We start from the raw sequence: 17,513 nt of genomic DNA on the forward strand, positions 1-17,513 counted from the left end.
ACGGGTTGGATGACGCGAGATGAGAGAAGCTTGGCAAATCGTCAATGATTTTTGGTTTGGAGAGCTGCATAGCGAAATTTATGGCACTTCTCGCAAGGAATGGTTTATTAAAAATCCTTTGTTTGATGACCAAGTTCGCGAAACCTTAGGCAGTTTTCACAAGCAGGCAAAAAATGACACGTTAGATTCTTGGCAAGTAGAGCCAATGGGTTGTGTTGCTCTAATGATTTTGCTCGATCAAGTCCCCCGCAATTTATTTCGCAATTCTCCTCAAGCATTCGCAACGGATAAAAAAGCGCTGGGTATTGCAAAGCAGGCGATCGCCCAGAACCTCGACAAAGATTTATTGGTAGTGCAGCGTTTATTTTTGTATCTGCCGTTTGAACATAGTGAAGATATTGAAGATCAACGGCGATCGCTCGAATTATTTGCTCAGTTAGAAGATAATCCGATTAGCCAAAGCTATATCGACTATGCTCAAAAACATTTTGATGTGATCGATCAGTTTGGCCGATTTCCCCACCGTAATAAAATTCTTGGGCGCGAAAGCACAGAAGCCGAACTAGAATTTCTCAGTAAACCTGGTTCTTCCTTTTAACTAGATGGGGATTGCTGGGCTTTTTCCGGCATAATATCTGGGCAATCTTTTGGGGACACAATGGACAAGTTTGAACTCTGCGACCAGGACATCAGCACTGAACTGCTCGAACGCTATCTAAAATCCGAGGCGATCGCCGTTGATACAGAAACCATGGGCTTAAATCCCCACCGCGATCGCCTCTGTTTGGTGCAGCTTTGTGATGATGACGGTTATGTCAGTGCTGTTCGAATTAGTCGTGGCCAAACAGAAGCCCCCAATCTCAAAACTTTGATGGAGGCGGAAAATATCACTAAGGTTTTTCACTTCGGACGGTTTGATATCGCTCAATTGCGCCACACATTTGGTATTGAAACAAATCCAATTTTCTGTACAAAAATTGCTAGTAAACTTGCCCGCACCTATACCTCTAGCCATGGTTTAAAGTCCCTGGTGAAAGAGCTAATGGGCATTGAACTAGATAAATCTGCCCAGAGCTCTGACTGGGGTAATGTGGCGGCGCTTAGTGCTGAGCAGCTTAGCTATGCCTCTAATGATGTGCGTTATCTCATCCCAATGATGCATAAACTCATTGACATGTTAAAACGCGAGGATCGCTGGCACCTAATGGAGGAGTGTATTCGGTGTCTCCCCACCTTTGTGACTTTAGATCTCGCGTTTTATAACAATGTTTTCGAGCACAAATAAGACTTGTTATAAACAATTATTTGGCTGCTTCAACTGCTTCCTCGGCAGGTTTCGGTGGCGCAACATTTCGGCGAATTTCAGAATAAAAACTAGTCTGTAAAACGCCCGTTGAATCGCTGACAATATTGGTGCGCATTCTGAGGTTTTCGCTACCAAACCATTGCCGTTCAACAATAGTGCGATCGCCTTCAGTGAGCGTCATAATCAAAATCTCATCATCCCCAAGGACACAGGAGCCTTTCGACAAAGTCTTGCTGAGGGCAAATGCTTGAGCTTCCTGAGGCTTTTCTGGATCAAAGATAAATGCCATTAATGATGTTCCCTTAACCGCAGGCTTTTTTGCCCAGTCGATGGAAGTATCCCAGCTACTTTGGAAAACAAACCAGCGCTCATCAGGCTGTTGACCGATTGCTGTCGCAATACGCTTTACTTCTGGATGACCTTCCTCTAACAACATAAAAGACACATTGGCTTTGCTGTTATCAGGATCTGGGGTATGCGCTTGGTAGAACGTACGTTGGGTAAACCAGTCACCCGCGCTCTGATGGACAAATGCCTTGATATCCATGGAAATTAGTGTGATTGCTGGGAAATCTAAAGATTCGTACCATCATAGCGGAGTGGGTTATGCCTTACAAACTTGCCTTAATCCCAGATGAGATCATCATTACGCGCAGTTTGAGTCGTCCGATAATCGTAGGGCTGGAGGGTGAGGCGATCGCTGAGAATAATATCGAGATCGCGGTCTGGGTCGATAGCAACCACTTCAGCTTCTTCACCGCCGAGAGCCCAGCCACCGAGGGCACCTAAACCACCACCGAGAAGAATTGTGCTGAAGTCAACATCGGGGTCGCCTGTGAGAATGGAGACTAATAAGCCTGCACCTGCACCAATTAAAGCGCCTTCAAGGATATCGCCACCATCAGCACCTTTTTCAATCGTTTCAGTGCGAGTAATAATGCGGGATTCACCGTAGATTGCCTGGGTATCATCCTCATCAAAAATCAACTCTCTTGCGACAAATTGGGAGCCACCACCATCAACAGGTTCGATGCGCCCTTCAATTTTTGTGCCGTAGGGAATCAATACTTCTCCATAGCGATCCTTTAGGTTAGCTGCGACTTCAACGGTCAATTCCATCGTTTCGTCGGGAGCCACCAAAATCTTTTCGGCCTCGGGCACCATCACTGGAATTTCTGCGCCAGCGGCAATATTTACAGTGCGGTTACGATTATTGTTTTGATTACGGTTTTGGGTAGTGCTCGGCCGTTGATTTTTGAAAAGTTGTGCCTGGGCGGCGTTCATCGAGATAAATGGGGCGATCGCCGAACTAATAAATAGCGTGCCAAAAAGGGCGATCGCTCCGGATTTGCGTGAGTGAGAAGCGGAGAAAGACATAACAAATATAGTCCTCATGTTGTGTCTGCTGTGGTGTTTGAGACGAGCTGCCAGATAAATTGTTTCCCACCCGACCGAATCTCACTCGTTATAATCTTAGGCATTACCCGAAGTGAGAACGATAGCGTAGCCGGATGTTTGGACAATTTCAGCAGAGTAATATTCGCCTCGAAGTAAAAGCTTCTAGCCAAATCATTCAAAACAGTCTCACCCAGCCTGACCAACTGAAAAAATGGTTATGGATGCAGCGATTTGAATCATTGCCCAGTCAGCTAGATGTAAATTCAGAATTTACAACTTATTTGGGCGTTGTCCCCGTGAAACATCACGTTGATGTGCTCCATGATCATGGGGTGCGGTTTTTATTGAGTCAAGGTATTGACGGCTTTCATGAATGGTCGTGGGACGATGGCTGGCTCCAATCTCGTCTTGAAGGCATTTCTTTGCTACCTTTAAACCTTGGTCAGACTGTGGCATTGCTCAGTCTGCGTCATTTTGTTGAATCACGAGAATCGGAGCAGTCGTAGGAAAGAACTAGGACGGAATAATTATGGAACGGGGTCTACTTTGGTTACCTTTACTCGCAACTTTTATCGGTCTGGCTTGGGCAGGCTCGGCTGAGTACAAGAAATTAGAAGCCTACAAAGTTTGGGCTGATAATTTTGAGCAAGCTAAATATGATTTGTATTCCGTGATGGGCTACCGCAACGGTCAAATTACTTGGGGGAAAGCTACCCGCAAAGGCATTGTTGAGACCCAAACAGTTGCGATCGCCAAACTATCAGACATTAGTCTCGAAATTGATGGTGAAACCATTGCAGAGGTCGACCCTGAAAATTTAGATGCATTACCCGCCAAAGGTAAAGCTGTCCTCAGCCTTAACTACAAGGAAGAACAGGACAGCACTCAAATTCCATTTACCCAAATTGATTTAGCCGCAAAATGGGTGAATTATCTCCAAAAATTTATTGCATTTGGTATTTAACCTTTTGGTTTTTTCTCGACACGAATTCTGACCGACTCGGCATGGGAAGCTAACCCCTCAGCCTGTGCGAGCGATTGAATGGCATCACCAACATTCCGTAGCGCTTTTTCAGAATATTGAATAATGCTGGAATGCTTCATAAAGGTTTCTACACCAAGGGCTGAAGCATAACGAGCAGCACCGGCAGTCGGTAATGTGTGGTTTGGCCCTGCCAAATAATCTCCCACTGCTTCTGGTGTCGAATGTCCAAGGAAAATTGCTCCAGCGTGACGAATTTGGGGCAACAGTTCCCATGGTTCGTCGATTTCAAGCTCCAGGTGTTCCGGCGCGAATAAATTTGATAATTCTGCTGCATCTTCAAGAGAATCAACAACAACGACAATGCCGTAGTGGGCGATCGCCTTTTCTGTTAGTTCTTGACGAGGATGCCCTTGGAGTTGCTTCGAAACTTCTGTCTGTACTGCTTTTGCAAAATCTTTACTGGGTGTCAACAAAATCGCTGCCGCAAGGGGATCATGCTCTGCCTGTGCCAAAAGATCTGCTGCTACATGGGCGGGATCTGCACTTTCATCCGCAATTATTAACACTTCAGAAGGCCCTGCTAGAGAATCAATGCCGACCCGTCCGTAAACCATTTTCTTGGCGAGGGTGACATAAATATTCCCTGGCCCTGTAATGACATCCACCGCTGGAATCGTTTCTGTTCCATAAGCTAGCGCGGCGATCGCCTGAGCCCCACCAATCCGGTAAATTTCCTCAATCCCTGCTTCTTGTGCTGCTACCAAAACCGCCGGATTGATTTTTTGAGCTTCTCCTGTCGGAGTCACCATTATGATACGCGGTACGCCAGCAACCTTCGCCGGAATCGCATTCATCAAAACTGTGCTTGGATAAGATGCTCGTCCACCAGGGACATATAAACCAGCCCGGTCAACTGCTGTGTAGCGTTTTCCCAGCACAACATCATTGTCTCCAAATTGCACCCAAGATTTCGGTGTCCGTTGACGATGGAAAGCCTCAACCTGCTTACTTGCTAACTGAATCGCTTGCAATAATGATTGATCGATCTGCTGATAAGCCGCGTCTAATTCCGCTGCAGAAATCCGTAATTGATCAGATGTCAAATCTTGATGGTCAAATTTCTTTGTAAACGCTAATACTGCCTGGTCGCCCGACTCCTTCACCGCACTAACAATCTCTTTGACCGTCGCTTCTTGCTCCACTGCCACATCATGAGATGTTCGATTTGCGATTCGTACTAATTCATCTTTTGCTTCAGCTTGCTGATAAAGGATTCGCAGCATAGAAAAAATAATCTTTATTGAACAGGTATTTTTAAAATCTCATCCCATTCTACTGAATTTAATACCTCATTGGTTATGACCATTCTCGTCCTGTTCACTCTTTTGTGCTAAGATCTCACATCGGAATATTTTCTCTGAAATTTTATTTTTCTTGCGATCGCCTCATGTTGTAGACACTTATTTGCTACAATGAACTCTTTGATCGTCTATACTCACTTGTTCACCTAAAGTTAATCCAGACAACCGTGGCTAATATTAAGTCTGCTCTTAAACGAATTCAGGTTGCCGAGCGCAATCGTCTCCGCAATAAGTCCTACAAATCTGCTGTTAAAACATTAACAAAGAAAGCTTTTCAGGCTATCGAAGCTTGTGCTACTGAACCTTCAGATACAGCAAAAGCTGAGGCTCAACAATGTATCTCCGAAACTTACAGCAAAATTGATAAAGCTGTAAAAAGAGGTGTTTACCACCGCAACACTGGTGCTCGTAAGAAAGCTCGTTTAGCGAAAGAGTTTAAGCAAGCTGCAACCGCATAAATCTGGCGTAAAGTTTCGCTTTCGTTGCCGTTAGAACGTATTTCGTCATTTTTTGAGGAGCTATCTAGCACTGCATGCAACTTGTTGACACCCATGTTCACATCAACTTTGACGTTTTCCAAGATGACATCGATTTAGTTGCCCAGCGATGGCGTGATGCAAATGTAGCCCACCTAGTACATTCTTGCGTCGAACCATCTGAGTTTCCTGTAATTCGATCTCTCGCTGACCGTTTTCCTGAACTGAAATTTTCAGTTGGTCTCCATCCCCTAGATGCAGATAAATGGACGGAAGGTATGGCTGCTGAGATTCGTGATTATGCAAAAAGTGATCGCCGAGTGGTTGCTATTGGTGAGTTAGGTCTAGACTTTTTTAAAGCCGACAATCAGCAGCATCAAATCCACGTTTTGGAATCTCAGTTAGAGGTGGCTGCTGAACTAGATTTGCCGATTATTGTGCATTGTCGAGATGCTGCACCAGAGTTTAGGCAAGTTGTCGAAAACTTTGTTGCTAGTGGTCGTAGTTTGCGAGGGGTGATGCACTGCTGGACGGGTACACCTGAAGAAACTCAGTGGTTCTTGGATCTTGGTTTTTACGTCAGTTTTAGTGGCGTAGTGACCTTTAAAAATGCAGTACAAGTTAAAGAATCTGCTTTGCTTGTCCCAAATGAGCGGCTTTTAATTGAAACAGATTGCCCTTTTTTGGCACCTGTGCCGAAGCGAGGCAAACGCAATGAACCCGCATTTGTGCAGCATGTTGCAACTTATCTCGCTGAGCTACGTGGTACAGCCCTAGACACCCTTGCGAGGCAAACAACTCTAAATGCAAGTGAACTATTCCGATTTGCATTGTAATTTCATATTTAGATGACGTTCTCTGGACCTACACCACAGAGGATGTCTTTTGACGTTTTGTTGTTTTGTAAATAATTTCTTATGACTTTATTCTGACGCGAAAATCTTTAAAAGGCGATCGCCCGATTAGCTGCCAAAATCTGCATTGCGCCATTGTTGCCCAGTTATCCCGACCAAAGACAACTCCTATGACTCACATCACCCAAAGCCTGCTTCCCGACCTGATTGATATTCAACGGTCAAGCTTTCGCTGGTTCCTTGAAAAAGGGTTAATTGAAGAATTAAATAGTTTCTCGCCGATTACGGACTACACAGGGAAGCTAGAGCTACATTTCATTGGAGAAAAGTACCGTCTCAAAGAGCCTAAGTACAGTATGACTGAGGCGAAGAGTCGGGATAGTACATACGGCGTTCAGATGTATGTACCCACACGTCTAATCAATAAAGAAACAGGTGAAATTAAAGAGCAGGAAGTCTTTATTGGTGATCTGCCTCTAATGACGGATCGCGGTACTTTCATTATTAACGGTGCTGAACGAGTCATCGTTAATCAGATCGTGCGATCGCCTGGTGTCTATTACAAGTCAGAAGTTGATAAGCATGGCCGTCGGACATACTCCGCGTCTCTAATTCCCAACCGTGGCGCTTGGTTGAAATTTGAAACCGACAAAAATAATATCGTTTGGGTCAGAATTGACAAAACGCGTAAGCTATCTGCCCAAGTTTTGTTGAAGGCAATGGGCTTGTCTGATAGCGAAATTCTGGATGCCCTCCGCCACGCTGACTTTTATCAAAAGACCCTTGATAAAGAAGGTAATCCTAGCGAAGAAGATGCCCTCCTCGAACTTTATCGTAAGCTGCGTCCGGGTGAGCCTCCGACAGTAAGTGGTGGTCAGCAACTTTTAGAATCAAGATTCTTCGATAATAAGCGTTATGACCTCGGTAAGGTAGGTCGTTACAAGATTAATAAAAAGTTACGTCTCAACATTGCTGATACTGTTCGCGTATTGACGCCCGTCGATATTTTGTCGGCGATCGACTATCTGATCAACCTTGAATTTGACACCGGTAATATCGATGATATCGACCACTTGGGTAACCGTCGTGTGCGTTCAGTTGGTGAATTGTTACAGAACCAAGTTCGTGTTGGTCTCAACCGTCTTGAGAGAATTATTCGTGAGCGGATGACTGTCAGTGAATCTGATTCTTTGACACCAGCTTCTCTTGTGAACCCGAAGCCTTTAGTTGCCGCGATTAAAGAATTCTTCGGATCTTCACAACTGTCTCAGTTTATGGACCAAACAAATCCATTAGCTGAATTGACTCACAAGCGCCGTTTGTCTGCGCTTGGTCCTGGTGGTTTGACCCGTGAGCGTGCGGGTTTTGCAGTCCGCGACATTCACCCTACTCAGTATGGCCGTATCTGTCCTGTTGAAACACCTGAAGGCCCTAATGCAGGTCTGATTGGCTCTCTTGCAACCTATGCCCGTGTTAATGAGTATGGCTTTATCGAAACGCCCTATTATCACGTTGAAAACGGAAAGATCCAATTTGATAAAGGATCTGTCTATCTAACAGCTGGTGAAGAGGATGACATGCGCGTCGCGCCGGGAGATGTCCCTCGCGATGAAAATGGCAATATCCTTGGTGAAACTGTTCCTGTCCGTTATCGTCGGGAGTTTTCGACAACAACGCCTGAACAAGTTGACTATGTAGCCGTTTCTCCACTTCAGATTGTTTCTGTTGCAACATCCCTGATTCCTTTCCTTGAGCATGATGATGCGAACCGTGCTCTGATGGGCTCGAACATGCAACGTCAGGCTGTGCCTCTATTAAGGCCTGAACGTCCTCTTGTTGGTACTGGCTTAGAAGCACAAGCTGCCCGTGACTCCGGTATGGTGATTGTTTCGCGTGGTGATGGTGTTGTTACCTTTGTCGATGCAACGGTGATCCGTGTTCAACCCACTGGCGAAGGTCAAGAAAATGCTCGGGAAATTGTCTACTATCTCCAAAAGTATCAACGCTCGAACCAGGATACTTGCTTAAACCAACGTCCATTAGTAGATATTGGTGAAGATGTTGTTACTGGTCAGGTCTTAGCTGATGGTTCTGCGACAGAGGGCGGTGAAATTGCTCTCGGTCAAAATGTCACTGTCGCTTATATGCCTTGGGAAGGCTACAACTATGAGGATGCGATCCTCATCAGTGAGCGTTTGGTTTATGACGATGTGTATACCAGTATTCACATTGAGAAATTTGAGATTGAAGCGCGCCAAACGAAGCTGGGCCCTGAAGAAATCACCCGTGAAATCCCTAATGTCGGTGAAGACTCTCTTCGAAATCTTGATGAGCAAGGCATTATCCGGATTGGTGCTTGGGTAGAATCTGGAGATATTCTCGTCGGTAAAGTAACGCCTAAGGGTGAATCTGATCAGCCGCCTGAAGAGAAATTACTCCGCGCAATCTTCGGTGAAAAAGCACGGGATGTTCGGGATAATTCTCTGAAAGTTCCTAATGGTGAGAAGGGTCGTGTCGTTGATGTCCGCGTTTTCACTCGTGAGCAAGGTGATGAATTGCCGCCGGGTGCCAACATGGTTGTCCGTGTCTACGTGGCGCAGAAGCGTAAGATTCAGGTCGGCGATAAGATGGCTGGCCGTCACGGTAACAAAGGTATTATTTCTCGGATTTTACCGATTGAAGATATGCCTTATCTCCCTGATGGCAGCCCGATTGATATCGTGTTGAACCCTCTCGGTGTACCGTCTCGTATGAATGTCGGTCAGGTTTTTGAGTGTCTTCTGGGTTGGGCTGGTGAACATCTCAATGCGCGTTTTAAGATGATGCCATTCGATGAAATGCATGGGGCTGAAGCATCCCGTGAGACGGTGCATGGCAAAATTCGTGAAGCATCGAAAAAGCCGAATCGAGATTGGGTCTTTAATGAAGATGATCCGGGTAAGATTCAAGTTTATGACGGCCGAACTGGTGAACCTTTTGATCGTGCAGTGACTGTTGGTAAGGCTTACATGCTGAAACTTGTTCACCTTGTGGATGACAAAATTCACGCTCGTTCGACTGGTCCTTACTCCCTCGTTACACAACAGCCGCTTGGTGGTAAAGCCCAGCAAGGTGGTCAGCGTTTTGGTGAGATGGAGGTTTGGGCCCTTGAAGCTTATGGTGCAGCCTATACACTCCAAGAGCTGTTGACTGTGAAATCTGATGATATGCAGGGTCGAAATGAAGCTCTGAATGCCATTGTTAAGGGCAAGCCAATCCCTCGTCCAGGTACGCCTGAGTCGTTTAAGGTCTTGATGCGAGAGCTACAATCTCTGGGTCTTGATATTGCGGTGCATAAGGTGGAAGCGGCTGAGGATGGTACGAGCCGTGATGTTGAGGTTGATTTGATGATGGATAATCAGCGTCGTGCACCGAATCGTCCGACCTATGAATCGATTTCCAATGAAGAGCCATCTGAACCTAAGGTTGAAGCCACTGAATCCTAGGACAAATTAGCGCTAAGGGGCGATCGCCGTCCCTTTTGTGATCACAAATCATTGTGCAGTTTTATTGAGTAGAGAACGAGCAACAGCCACAGACATGAAACATCAACAAGAACAACATTTCGATTACGTCAAAATTGGTATCGCTTCCCCTGAGCGAGTACGGCAGTGGGGTGAGCGTACATTGCCTAATGGTCAAACTGTGGGCGAAGTGACCAAGCCAGAGACGATTAATTACCGGACGTTAAAGCCGGAAATGGATGGTCTTTTCTGTGAGCGCATTTTTGGTCCTGCGAAAGATTGGGAATGCCATTGTGGTAAATACAAACGTGTACGTCACCGTGGCATTGTTTGTGAACGTTGTGGTGTGGAGGTTACAGAATCTCGAGTGCGTCGTCACCGCATGGGCTATATCAAGCTTGCAGCCGCTGTTACTCATGTTTGGTATCTCAAGGGTATTCCGAGCTATCTGAGTATTTTGCTTGATATGGCGCTCCGCGACGTTGAGCAAGTTGTTTATTTCAATGCATATGTTGTTCTAGATCCTGGTAATGCAACTAACCTAAACTACAAGCAGCTCCTCACAGAGGATCAATGGCTTGAAATTGAAGAACAGCTTTATAGCGAAGATTCCCAACTCGAAGATGTTGAAGTGGGCATTGGTGCTGAAGCCGTGGAGCGCTTACTACAGGAGCTAGAGCTCGAAGAAACGGCCGAGGAACTCAGAGAGGCGATCGCCGGATCTAAAGGACAAAAACGCGCCAAGCTCATTAAGCGTTTGCGGGTTATCGATAATTTCATCGCAACAGGAGCCCGTCCAGAATGGATGGTATTAAATAGCATCCCAGTTATTCCGCCTGATTTGCGTCCAATGGTGCAACTAGACGGTGGACGTTTTGCGACTTCCGACCTGAATGATTTATACCGTCGCGTGATTAACCGGAATAATCGCTTGGCTCGTCTCCAAGAAATTTTGGCGCCAGAAATCATTGTCCGTAACGAAAAACGGATGCTTCAAGAAGCAGTAGATGCACTCATTGATAATGGTCGTCGTGGACGTACCGTTGTTGGAGCAAATAACCGTCCCCTCAAATCCCTCTCGGACATTATTGAAGGTAAACAAGGTCGTTTCCGGCAAAACCTACTAGGTAAGCGTGTTGACTACTCTGGCCGTTCCGTAATCGTTGTGGGTCCCAAACTGAAGATTTATCAGTGTGGTCTGCCTCGTGAGATGGCAATTGAGTTATTCCAACCCTTTGTCATTCACCGCCTCATCAAGAGTGGCATGGTGAATAACATCAAAGCTGCGAAAAAATTAATTCAGCGTGGTGATGAGAGCGTTTGGGATGTATTGGCTGAAGTGATCAGCGGTCACCCTGTCATGCTTAACCGTGCTCCGACACTCCACCGTCTTGGTATTCAAGCTTTTGAACCAATTCTTGTAGAAGGTCGTGCGATTCAGTTACACCCACTCGTTTGTCCGGCGTTTAACGCTGACTTTGATGGTGACCAAATGGCTGTTCACGTGCCTTTATCCCTAGAGGCTCAGGCTGAAGCACGTTTATTGATGCTGGCTTGTCATAACATCTTGTCCCCTGCAACAGGTAAGCCGATTGTGGCACCTTCCCAGGATATGGTTTTGGGGTGTTATTACCTCACAGCCGATAATCCTGGTGCTCAAAGAGGAGCAGGTCGATATTTTGGCAACATGGAAGATGCTGTTCGAGCTTATGAACTCGGTGATGTTGACCTTCATGCGTATATCTGGTTGCGTTATCTCGGTGATGTGGATACCAACGAAGCCGATAACGAAGTGCTTGAAAGTGAAACCAGTGAAGACGGTTCAGTTTTGAAAGTTTATCGAGAGCGTAAGGTCAGAGAGTCTGCTGATGGTGAGCTACTAAGCCAATACATTAAGACCACACCTGGACGAATTATTTATAACAAAACAATTCAAGATGCCCTTGGTCTGAACCCCAATTCTAATTTAGAGACTGTTGTCATCTAACGTTGCTGCTGTAGTGAGTCGAAATCAGTAATCTGGTTGTTTCGCTCACTTGAATTATTACCTCGTTTAATTTTCTTCTGCCCATATCCCAACGCCTAAAAACAATGACAAAGGAAAAGCCAGCCGTTTTTTACAATCGCATTATTGATAAAGGTCGTCTCAAGAAGCTGATGTCTTGGGCCTATACCGAGTATGGTTCTGCCCATTGTGCGACGATGGCAGATGAACTAAAGACTATGGGATTTCGCTATGCGACCCAAGCCGGTGTATCGATTAGTGTGAATGATCTGCAAGTACCACCCGTTAAGCGTCAAATGCTTGAAAGCGCAGAACAGGAAATTCGGACGACTGAATCGCGTTACTCCCGAGGTGAAATCACAGAAGTTGAGCGTTTCCAAAAGGTAATTGATACTTGGAACAGTACATCTGAAGCACTGAAAGAAGAGGTTGTTAAAAACTTCCGTGATACTGACCCGTTGAACTCGGTATATATGATGGCGTTTAGTGGGGCGCGGGGTAATCTGTCTCAAGTTCGTCAACTTGTTGGTATGCGAGGTTTGATGGCAGATCCGCAAGGTGAAATTATTGACCTTCCCATTAAGACGAATTTCCGTGAAGGTTTGACGGTTACTGAGTACATTATTTCGTCTTATGGTGCGCGCAAAGGTCTTGTAGATACGGCGTTGCGTACAGCTGACTCTGGTTATTTGACCCGTCGTTTAGTCGACGTTTCACAAGATGTAATTGTCCGTGAAGAGGATTGTGGTACTGCCCGAGGTCTAAAGCTTCAGGCAATGACCGATGGTGAGAGGGTTCAGATTCCCCTTGAGGACCGACTGTTTGGTCGTGTTTTGAATGCTGATGTTGTCGATCCGAAGACTGGTGAGGTGATTGCCACTAGAAACCAGGATATGGATGAGGATCTTTCCAGGAAGATTGCTGAAACGGTTAAAGAAGTTGAAGTGCGATCGCCTTTGACTTGTGAAGCTGCCCGTTCCGTTTGCCGTAAGTGTTATGGCTGGAGTTTGGCTCACGGTCACATGGTGGATATGGGCGAAGCCGTTGGTATTATTGCTGCGCAGTCTATTGGAGAGCCCGGTACACAGCTCACAATGCGGACATTCCACACTGGTGGTGTATTTACGAAGGAAGCCGCGAAGAAAATCCGTGCTTCTAAAGCTGGTGTGATCCAATTTAAGGATGGCCTAAGCACCCGTCGTGTCCGTACAAGCCATGGTGATGAAGTAGAGCAAGTTGAAGTTGCAGGTAATCTTGTTATTAAGCCAAGCGATAACGGCAAAATGATTACCCACTCTCTACCGACAGGTTCTTTGGTTTGGGCACCGGAAGGCTCCTCGGTGAAAAAAGGTGATCTCTTGGTTGAGGCGGCTTCTGCGAAGAAAACCCAAAAATCTACTGAGAAGGCAACGAAGGACGTTTCCTCTGATCTTGCCGGGGAAGTCTTATTCGATAACTTGGTGGCAGAAGAGAAAACAGACCGCCAAGGCAATATGACTCGTTCGGCCCAAAGAAGTGGCTTAATGTGGGTGCTTGCTGGTGATGTTTATAATCTGCCTGCTGGTGCCGAACCTGTGGTCGAGAACAACACTCATGTTGTCCAAGGCGATGTTCTTGCAGAAACAAAATTGGTTTCTCTGTCTGGTGGTGTGGTGCGTTTGGTGCCTGATAGCCGCGAGATTGAAATTGTTACAGCTTCTGTCCTTCTTGATGAGGCAAAAGTGCTGCTCGAAAGTGGTGGTGGTACGGAGCAATATGTCATCGAAACGTCCCGTGGTGATCAGTTCCTCTTAAAGACTGCTCCTGGTACAAAGGTTCAAAACAATACCAATATTGCTGAGTTAATTGATAGTCGTTACCAAACTCAGACTGGCGGTATCCTCAAATATGCTGGGGTTGAAATCGCTAAGGGTACGAAGAAGCTAGGCTATGAAGTTACTAAGGGTGGCACATTACTCTGGATTCCTGAGGAAAGCCACGAAGTCAACAAGGATAGTTCTCTTCGTATTGTTGATAATGGTCAGTTTATCGAAGCTGGTACTGAAGTTGTTAAGGATATCTTCTCGCAATCCGCAGGTGTCGTTGAGGTCATTGAAAAGAATGACATTCTACGCGAAGTAATTGTGAAGCCCGGTGAATTGCATCTCACGGATGAGGCGATCGCCGATCAATACCATGAACAACTAATCCAACCAGGTACCGAAGTAATTGAAGGTGTCACAATTGAATCTCTCAGCTACGGTGAAAAAATCGTTAGCACTGAGGGGATTGCCCTCCTTGTTCGCCCTGTTGAAGAATATCAAGTTAACGATAAGCCGATTGAACCTTCCCAAGGTTCGATTAATGAAAAGGATGCTGGTCGTAACATTACACTCCATTCTGTGCAGCGCCTCTTCCATAAAGATGGTGAGCGTGTTAAATCTGTCGATGGCGTTTCCCTGCTCAGCACACAGCTCATTATTGAAATCGAAGCTATAGAGGGCGAAGACGATGATGTGCTTGCGAACCTCTACGCAGATATTGAATTACAAGAAGATGCCACTGACTCTGAGATTCAGCGATTACAACTTGTGATTCTCGAATCTCTAATTCTACGCCGCGACTCTGATAGCGATCCTTTAGGTGGTCAGATTCAAACCCGCTTAATGGTCGAAGATGGCCAGGAATTGGAGCCAGGAGCCGTTGTCGCTCGTACAGAAATTCAATGTAAGGAAGTTGGTGAAGTTCGTGGTATCCGCAGTGGTGAGGAAGCGATTCGTCGTTTGTTAATCGTTCGGGATAGCGATCGCCACACCATCGAGATTAACGGTAATCCTAAAGTCAGCGCTGATGAACTCGTTGTTTCTGGTACTGAAATTGCAGAAGGAATCTTCATTGAAGAATCAGCTCAGATTCTAGAGGTTAGTGATTCCGCAATCATCGTCCGTCATGCACGTCCTTACCGCGTATCCGGTGGTGCGATTCTGCACATTGATGAAGGTGATCTCGTGCAACGAGGTGATAACCTTGTTCTTCTCGTCTTTGAACGTGCGAAGACTGGTGACATTATTCAAGGTCTACCACGTATTGAAGAACTCCTTGAAGCACGGAAACCTAAGGAGGCTGCACTCTTGGCGCGTCGTCCTGGTACCTGCCAAGTGGTTTATGAAGAAGATGAAAGCGTTGACGTTAAAGTCATTGAAGACGATGGCGTCGTGACAGACTACCCTGTCAACATCAACCAGAGCGTGATGGTAATCGATGGTCAGCAGGTGGGACCTGCGGAACCTCTTACAGATGGTTTGAATAATCCCCATGAAATCCTTGAGATTTTCTTCGAATATTACGCAGAAAATGAAGGTATTTACGATGCTGCATTAGTTGGTTTGCGAGAATCACAGCGATTCCTCGTGGAACAAGTACAGGCCGTTTATCAATCCCAAGGCATTGATATTTCTGATAAACACATCGAAGTGATTGTCCGTCAAATGACCGCGAAAGTTCGGATTGATGATGGTGGTGACACAATTATGCTGCCTGGTGAATTGATCGAATTGCGTCAAGTTGAGCAAGTTAATGAGGCGATGTCGATTACTGGTGGTGCTCCTGCACGTTATACACCTGTATTGCTTGGTATCACGAAAGCTTCCTTGAATACTGATAGCTTTATTTCGGCGGCGTCCTTCCAAGAAACAACACGTGTGTTGACGGAAGCTGCGATCGAAGGGAAGTCTGATTGGTTACGTGGTCTAAAGGAAAATGTGATTATTGGTCGCTTGATTCCTGCTGGTACAGGCTTTAATAACCAAGATGATTCTGCGGACGATCTCGGTACTAATCGCAATGTCGCTACTGGTTATAGTAATGTCGTTCCTGACAACACAGAGACTGGTGCTAATGTTGTGTCCCATCGTTCTTATAAGGACTTGGATGGTAGTGAGATTCTTGATGATAAGACGGCTCGGGCTTTTGCTAGTCCAAGTAACAATGACCCAGCGATCATCTCGGGTGATGAGCTGATTTCCGATGACACGCCGATTCCGTCTAATGTGCGTGAAAAACCTCCCGTGATTAACGATGATGCAATGATCGATGATAATTGGCTTAAGGGACAATAAATCGAACTGAAATTCGTTAAATTATGAAAAAAGTGGATTAGTTGTAAGGCTAATCCACTTTTTTATTGTTGATTACAATGAAATTATTTTTCAAAAGGCGAGCACTATTATGAACTTTACATTTGATCTTTCCCCTTTTGCGACCCTAGATGAAGTCTTTCTGTGTTGTAAAAATTTTGTCTGAGGTTTTGTCTTTTTGGGTGATTAGAGATTCTCACTTTAATGTTATCTACAAGTGGTTCTGTTATTGTCTGCCGCGGAGTAATAAATAGATGAATGCCAAAAGAGAATGTAAACTCCTCTTAGAAAACCAAGCTAAAGGACTGACCATCTTAAGATTGCTTAATCGTTCAAAGCGTTTATTTGGGTTCCGAATAATCTTGATTGCTCTAAGCTTCTATGGGTTTAACATCAGCGGCCAAGTTTTGTTTTTAGTTGCTGGAGGTATTTTTATTGGGGCATTGAGTCAAGATTTAGGTTGGTTTTGGAAAATTAGTAAGAGTTGGAAGCTAACCCAAAGAATTATTGATTGGGAGAAGGTCAGATTAATTGCTAATGGTGAATTCGATTTGTAATTCCTAGGCTTTTAATTAATGCAAAACTGAATAATCACTCCAGAAAAAAGAAGTAATCATCCACGTGAGTTCTGGATAAGAAATGATAGCTCTAATCAAGCTGTAAAGAAGGTTTTTTGGGTTGATGGCAGTAAGCAATCAGCCCACACAGCAAGTTCACACAAAAGTTTGCGGGACTACGATGTCGGGAATGTTCAATTTGTGAGATGTTCTTCAGTTGGTCAATGACTGTCTCAATCAAAGCCCGCTTACGAGCAAGAAGTTTATCTTGATAAACCATCAAATGATTCTTCATATTTCGACGAGGTTTAGCTATTAGGAGAACCTCATGTTCCTCTTGAAGATGCTGGGTTAAAGATTGTGAGACATAGCCTTTATCGGCAAAGACTTTGCCCCATAAACATTGCAATAACTCCACTACAGGTTTGCGGTCATCAGTATTCCCGGGCGTCACTTGGACGTTGAGTAATTCTCCTCGCTCATTGATGACCAGGTGCAGCTTGAAGCCAAAGAACCATCCCACCGAAGTCTTGCCCCTTGCCGCATGACCTCCAAAAACACGGTGTTGAGATATACGGCGATTATGGCAAACCTTGATGCTGGTGGCATCAATGAAGCTAATGCCAGTGCATTGTCCGAAGCATCGTCGCAGATATGTACAGAGAGGAATCAAGCTCGATGGTATCCATGTCACAAAGCGTTGATAGCTCACAGCTAGAGGAAACTCTTGTTGCCAATCGCATTTCACCTTGATGAGATAGAAATGCTTGAAATTTCGATAGTGAGATTGATGGAAAGCAATGAGAATAGTCATCACCTCACTCAGACTGAGGCTTCTCTGACGGTGACGGTACTTTTTGCCAGAGCTGAGTAACGCTTCATGCCATAAGGGTTCAAAGATTTGACAGAAATCATCAACATGGCAAAACAGAGCCTCTAGACTAGACATAGGA

General features: G+C 45.3%; 14 protein-coding genes. 10 read left to right on the plus strand and 4 right to left on the minus strand.

What is annotated here, in order from left to right; genetic code table 11:
• Positions 1–19 precede the first annotated feature (19 nt).
• Together LEPTO7376_RS12190 and LEPTO7376_RS12195 are read left to right on the plus strand one after the other, a co-directional pair.
• Positions 20–598, plus strand: a complete 579-nt coding sequence (locus tag LEPTO7376_RS12190; protein ID WP_015134475.1) for a DUF924 family protein — start codon at positions 20–22, stop codon at positions 596–598.
• A 60-nt stretch (positions 599–658) separates the two neighbouring features.
• Entirely contained in the window at positions 659–1,285 is a 627-nt protein-coding gene (locus tag LEPTO7376_RS12195) for a ribonuclease H-like domain-containing protein (protein ID WP_015134476.1), read from the plus strand.
• A 16-nt stretch (positions 1,286–1,301) separates the two neighbouring features.
• On the opposite strand, the gene LEPTO7376_RS12200 is transcribed toward LEPTO7376_RS12195, so the two are convergent.
• Complete coding sequence (locus LEPTO7376_RS12200) at positions 1,302–1,853, minus strand: phycobiliprotein lyase (RefSeq protein WP_015134477.1); 552 nt, start codon at positions 1,851–1,853, stop codon at positions 1,302–1,304.
• A gap of 77 nt (positions 1,854–1,930) precedes the next feature.
• Positions 1,931–2,683 carry a hypothetical protein gene (locus tag LEPTO7376_RS12205; protein WP_015134478.1) on the minus strand — a complete coding sequence of 251 codons (753 nt, stop codon included), beginning with the start codon at positions 2,681–2,683 and terminating at the stop codon, positions 1,931–1,933.
• Between the two features lie 134 nt (positions 2,684–2,817).
• Between LEPTO7376_RS12205 and LEPTO7376_RS12210 the strand changes: the two genes are divergently transcribed.
• Both LEPTO7376_RS12210 and LEPTO7376_RS12215 read left to right on the plus strand, forming a co-directional pair.
• Entirely contained in the window at positions 2,818–3,210 is a 393-nt protein-coding gene (locus tag LEPTO7376_RS12210) for a hypothetical protein (protein WP_015134479.1), read from the plus strand.
• Between the two features lie 23 nt (positions 3,211–3,233).
• The gene (locus LEPTO7376_RS12215; protein WP_015134480.1) at positions 3,234–3,668 is read left to right on the plus strand and encodes a hypothetical protein; all 435 of its coding nucleotides are present in this window, start codon (positions 3,234–3,236) and stop codon (positions 3,666–3,668) included.
• On the opposite strand, the gene hisD is transcribed toward LEPTO7376_RS12215, so the two are convergent.
• Positions 3,665–4,972, minus strand: a complete 1,308-nt coding sequence (gene hisD / locus LEPTO7376_RS12220) for a histidinol dehydrogenase (protein ID WP_015134481.1) — start codon at positions 4,970–4,972, stop codon at positions 3,665–3,667. The genes LEPTO7376_RS12215 and hisD overlap by 4 nt on opposite strands.
• A 245-nt stretch (positions 4,973–5,217) precedes the next feature.
• On the opposite strand from hisD, the gene rpsT reads away from it, so the two are divergent.
• The 6 genes from rpsT to LEPTO7376_RS12250 all read left to right on the plus strand — a co-directional run bounded on the left by rpsT (position 5,218) and on the right by LEPTO7376_RS12250 (position 16,560).
• A complete protein-coding gene (rpsT, locus tag LEPTO7376_RS12225; protein ID WP_015134482.1) occupies positions 5,218–5,508 on the plus strand; it encodes a 30S ribosomal protein S20 in 291 nt (96 codons plus the stop codon).
• A gap of 74 nt (positions 5,509–5,582) precedes the next feature.
• Positions 5,583–6,362 (plus strand): TatD family hydrolase, encoded by a 780-nt coding sequence (locus LEPTO7376_RS12230; protein ID WP_015134483.1) that lies wholly within the window; start codon positions 5,583–5,585, stop codon positions 6,360–6,362.
• Between the two features lie 188 nt (positions 6,363–6,550).
• Complete coding sequence (gene rpoB, locus LEPTO7376_RS12235) at positions 6,551–9,865, plus strand: DNA-directed RNA polymerase subunit beta (RefSeq protein ID WP_015134484.1); 3,315 nt, start codon at positions 6,551–6,553, stop codon at positions 9,863–9,865.
• A 94-nt stretch (positions 9,866–9,959) separates the two neighbouring features.
• Positions 9,960–11,870 (plus strand): DNA-directed RNA polymerase subunit gamma, encoded by a 1,911-nt coding sequence (locus LEPTO7376_RS12240; protein WP_015134485.1) that lies wholly within the window; start codon positions 9,960–9,962, stop codon positions 11,868–11,870.
• 104 nt (positions 11,871–11,974) lie between these two features.
• Positions 11,975–15,985 (plus strand): DNA-directed RNA polymerase subunit beta', encoded by a 4,011-nt coding sequence (locus LEPTO7376_RS12245; protein ID WP_015134486.1) that lies wholly within the window; start codon positions 11,975–11,977, stop codon positions 15,983–15,985.
• Between the two features lie 272 nt (positions 15,986–16,257).
• Complete coding sequence (locus tag LEPTO7376_RS12250) at positions 16,258–16,560, plus strand: hypothetical protein (RefSeq protein WP_015134487.1); 303 nt, start codon at positions 16,258–16,260, stop codon at positions 16,558–16,560.
• A 91-nt stretch (positions 16,561–16,651) separates the two neighbouring features.
• On the opposite strand, the gene LEPTO7376_RS12255 is transcribed toward LEPTO7376_RS12250, so the two are convergent.
• A complete protein-coding gene (locus LEPTO7376_RS12255; protein WP_015134488.1) occupies positions 16,652–17,509 on the minus strand; it encodes an IS982 family transposase in 858 nt (285 codons plus the stop codon).
• Positions 17,510–17,513 lie beyond the last annotated feature (4 nt).

It is taken from the genome of [Leptolyngbya] sp. PCC 7376 (assembly GCF_000316605.1).
In the GTDB taxonomy this organism is placed as follows: domain Bacteria; phylum Cyanobacteriota; class Cyanobacteriia; order Cyanobacteriales; family MRBY01; genus MRBY01.

Bases quoted from the DNA above. Each gene is read 5' to 3' on its own strand.
- LEPTO7376_RS12190 (WP_015134475.1), top strand. From the start codon at position 20: ATGAGAGAAGCTTGGCAAATCGTCAATGATTTTTGGTTTGGAGAGCTG.
- LEPTO7376_RS12195 (WP_015134476.1), top strand. From the start codon at position 659: ATGGACAAGTTTGAACTCTGCGACCAGGACATCAGCACTGAACTGCTC.
- LEPTO7376_RS12200 (WP_015134477.1), bottom strand. From the start codon at position 1,853: ATGGATATCAAGGCATTTGTCCATCAGAGCGCGGGTGACTGGTTTACC.
- LEPTO7376_RS12205 (WP_015134478.1), bottom strand. From the start codon at position 2,683: ATGTCTTTCTCCGCTTCTCACTCACGCAAATCCGGAGCGATCGCCCTT.
- LEPTO7376_RS12210 (WP_015134479.1), top strand. From the start codon at position 2,818: ATGTTTGGACAATTTCAGCAGAGTAATATTCGCCTCGAAGTAAAAGCT.
- LEPTO7376_RS12215 (WP_015134480.1), top strand. From the start codon at position 3,234: ATGGAACGGGGTCTACTTTGGTTACCTTTACTCGCAACTTTTATCGGT.
- hisD (WP_015134481.1), bottom strand. From the start codon at position 4,972: ATGCTGCGAATCCTTTATCAGCAAGCTGAAGCAAAAGATGAATTAGTA.
- LEPTO7376_RS12230 (WP_015134483.1), top strand. From the start codon at position 5,583: ATGCAACTTGTTGACACCCATGTTCACATCAACTTTGACGTTTTCCAA.
- rpoB (WP_015134484.1), top strand. From the start codon at position 6,551: ATGACTCACATCACCCAAAGCCTGCTTCCCGACCTGATTGATATTCAA.
- LEPTO7376_RS12240 (WP_015134485.1), top strand. From the start codon at position 9,960: ATGAAACATCAACAAGAACAACATTTCGATTACGTCAAAATTGGTATC.
- LEPTO7376_RS12245 (WP_015134486.1), top strand. From the start codon at position 11,975: ATGACAAAGGAAAAGCCAGCCGTTTTTTACAATCGCATTATTGATAAA.
- LEPTO7376_RS12250 (WP_015134487.1), top strand. From the start codon at position 16,258: ATGAATGCCAAAAGAGAATGTAAACTCCTCTTAGAAAACCAAGCTAAA.
- LEPTO7376_RS12255 (WP_015134488.1), bottom strand. From the start codon at position 17,509: ATGTCTAGTCTAGAGGCTCTGTTTTGCCATGTTGATGATTTCTGTCAA.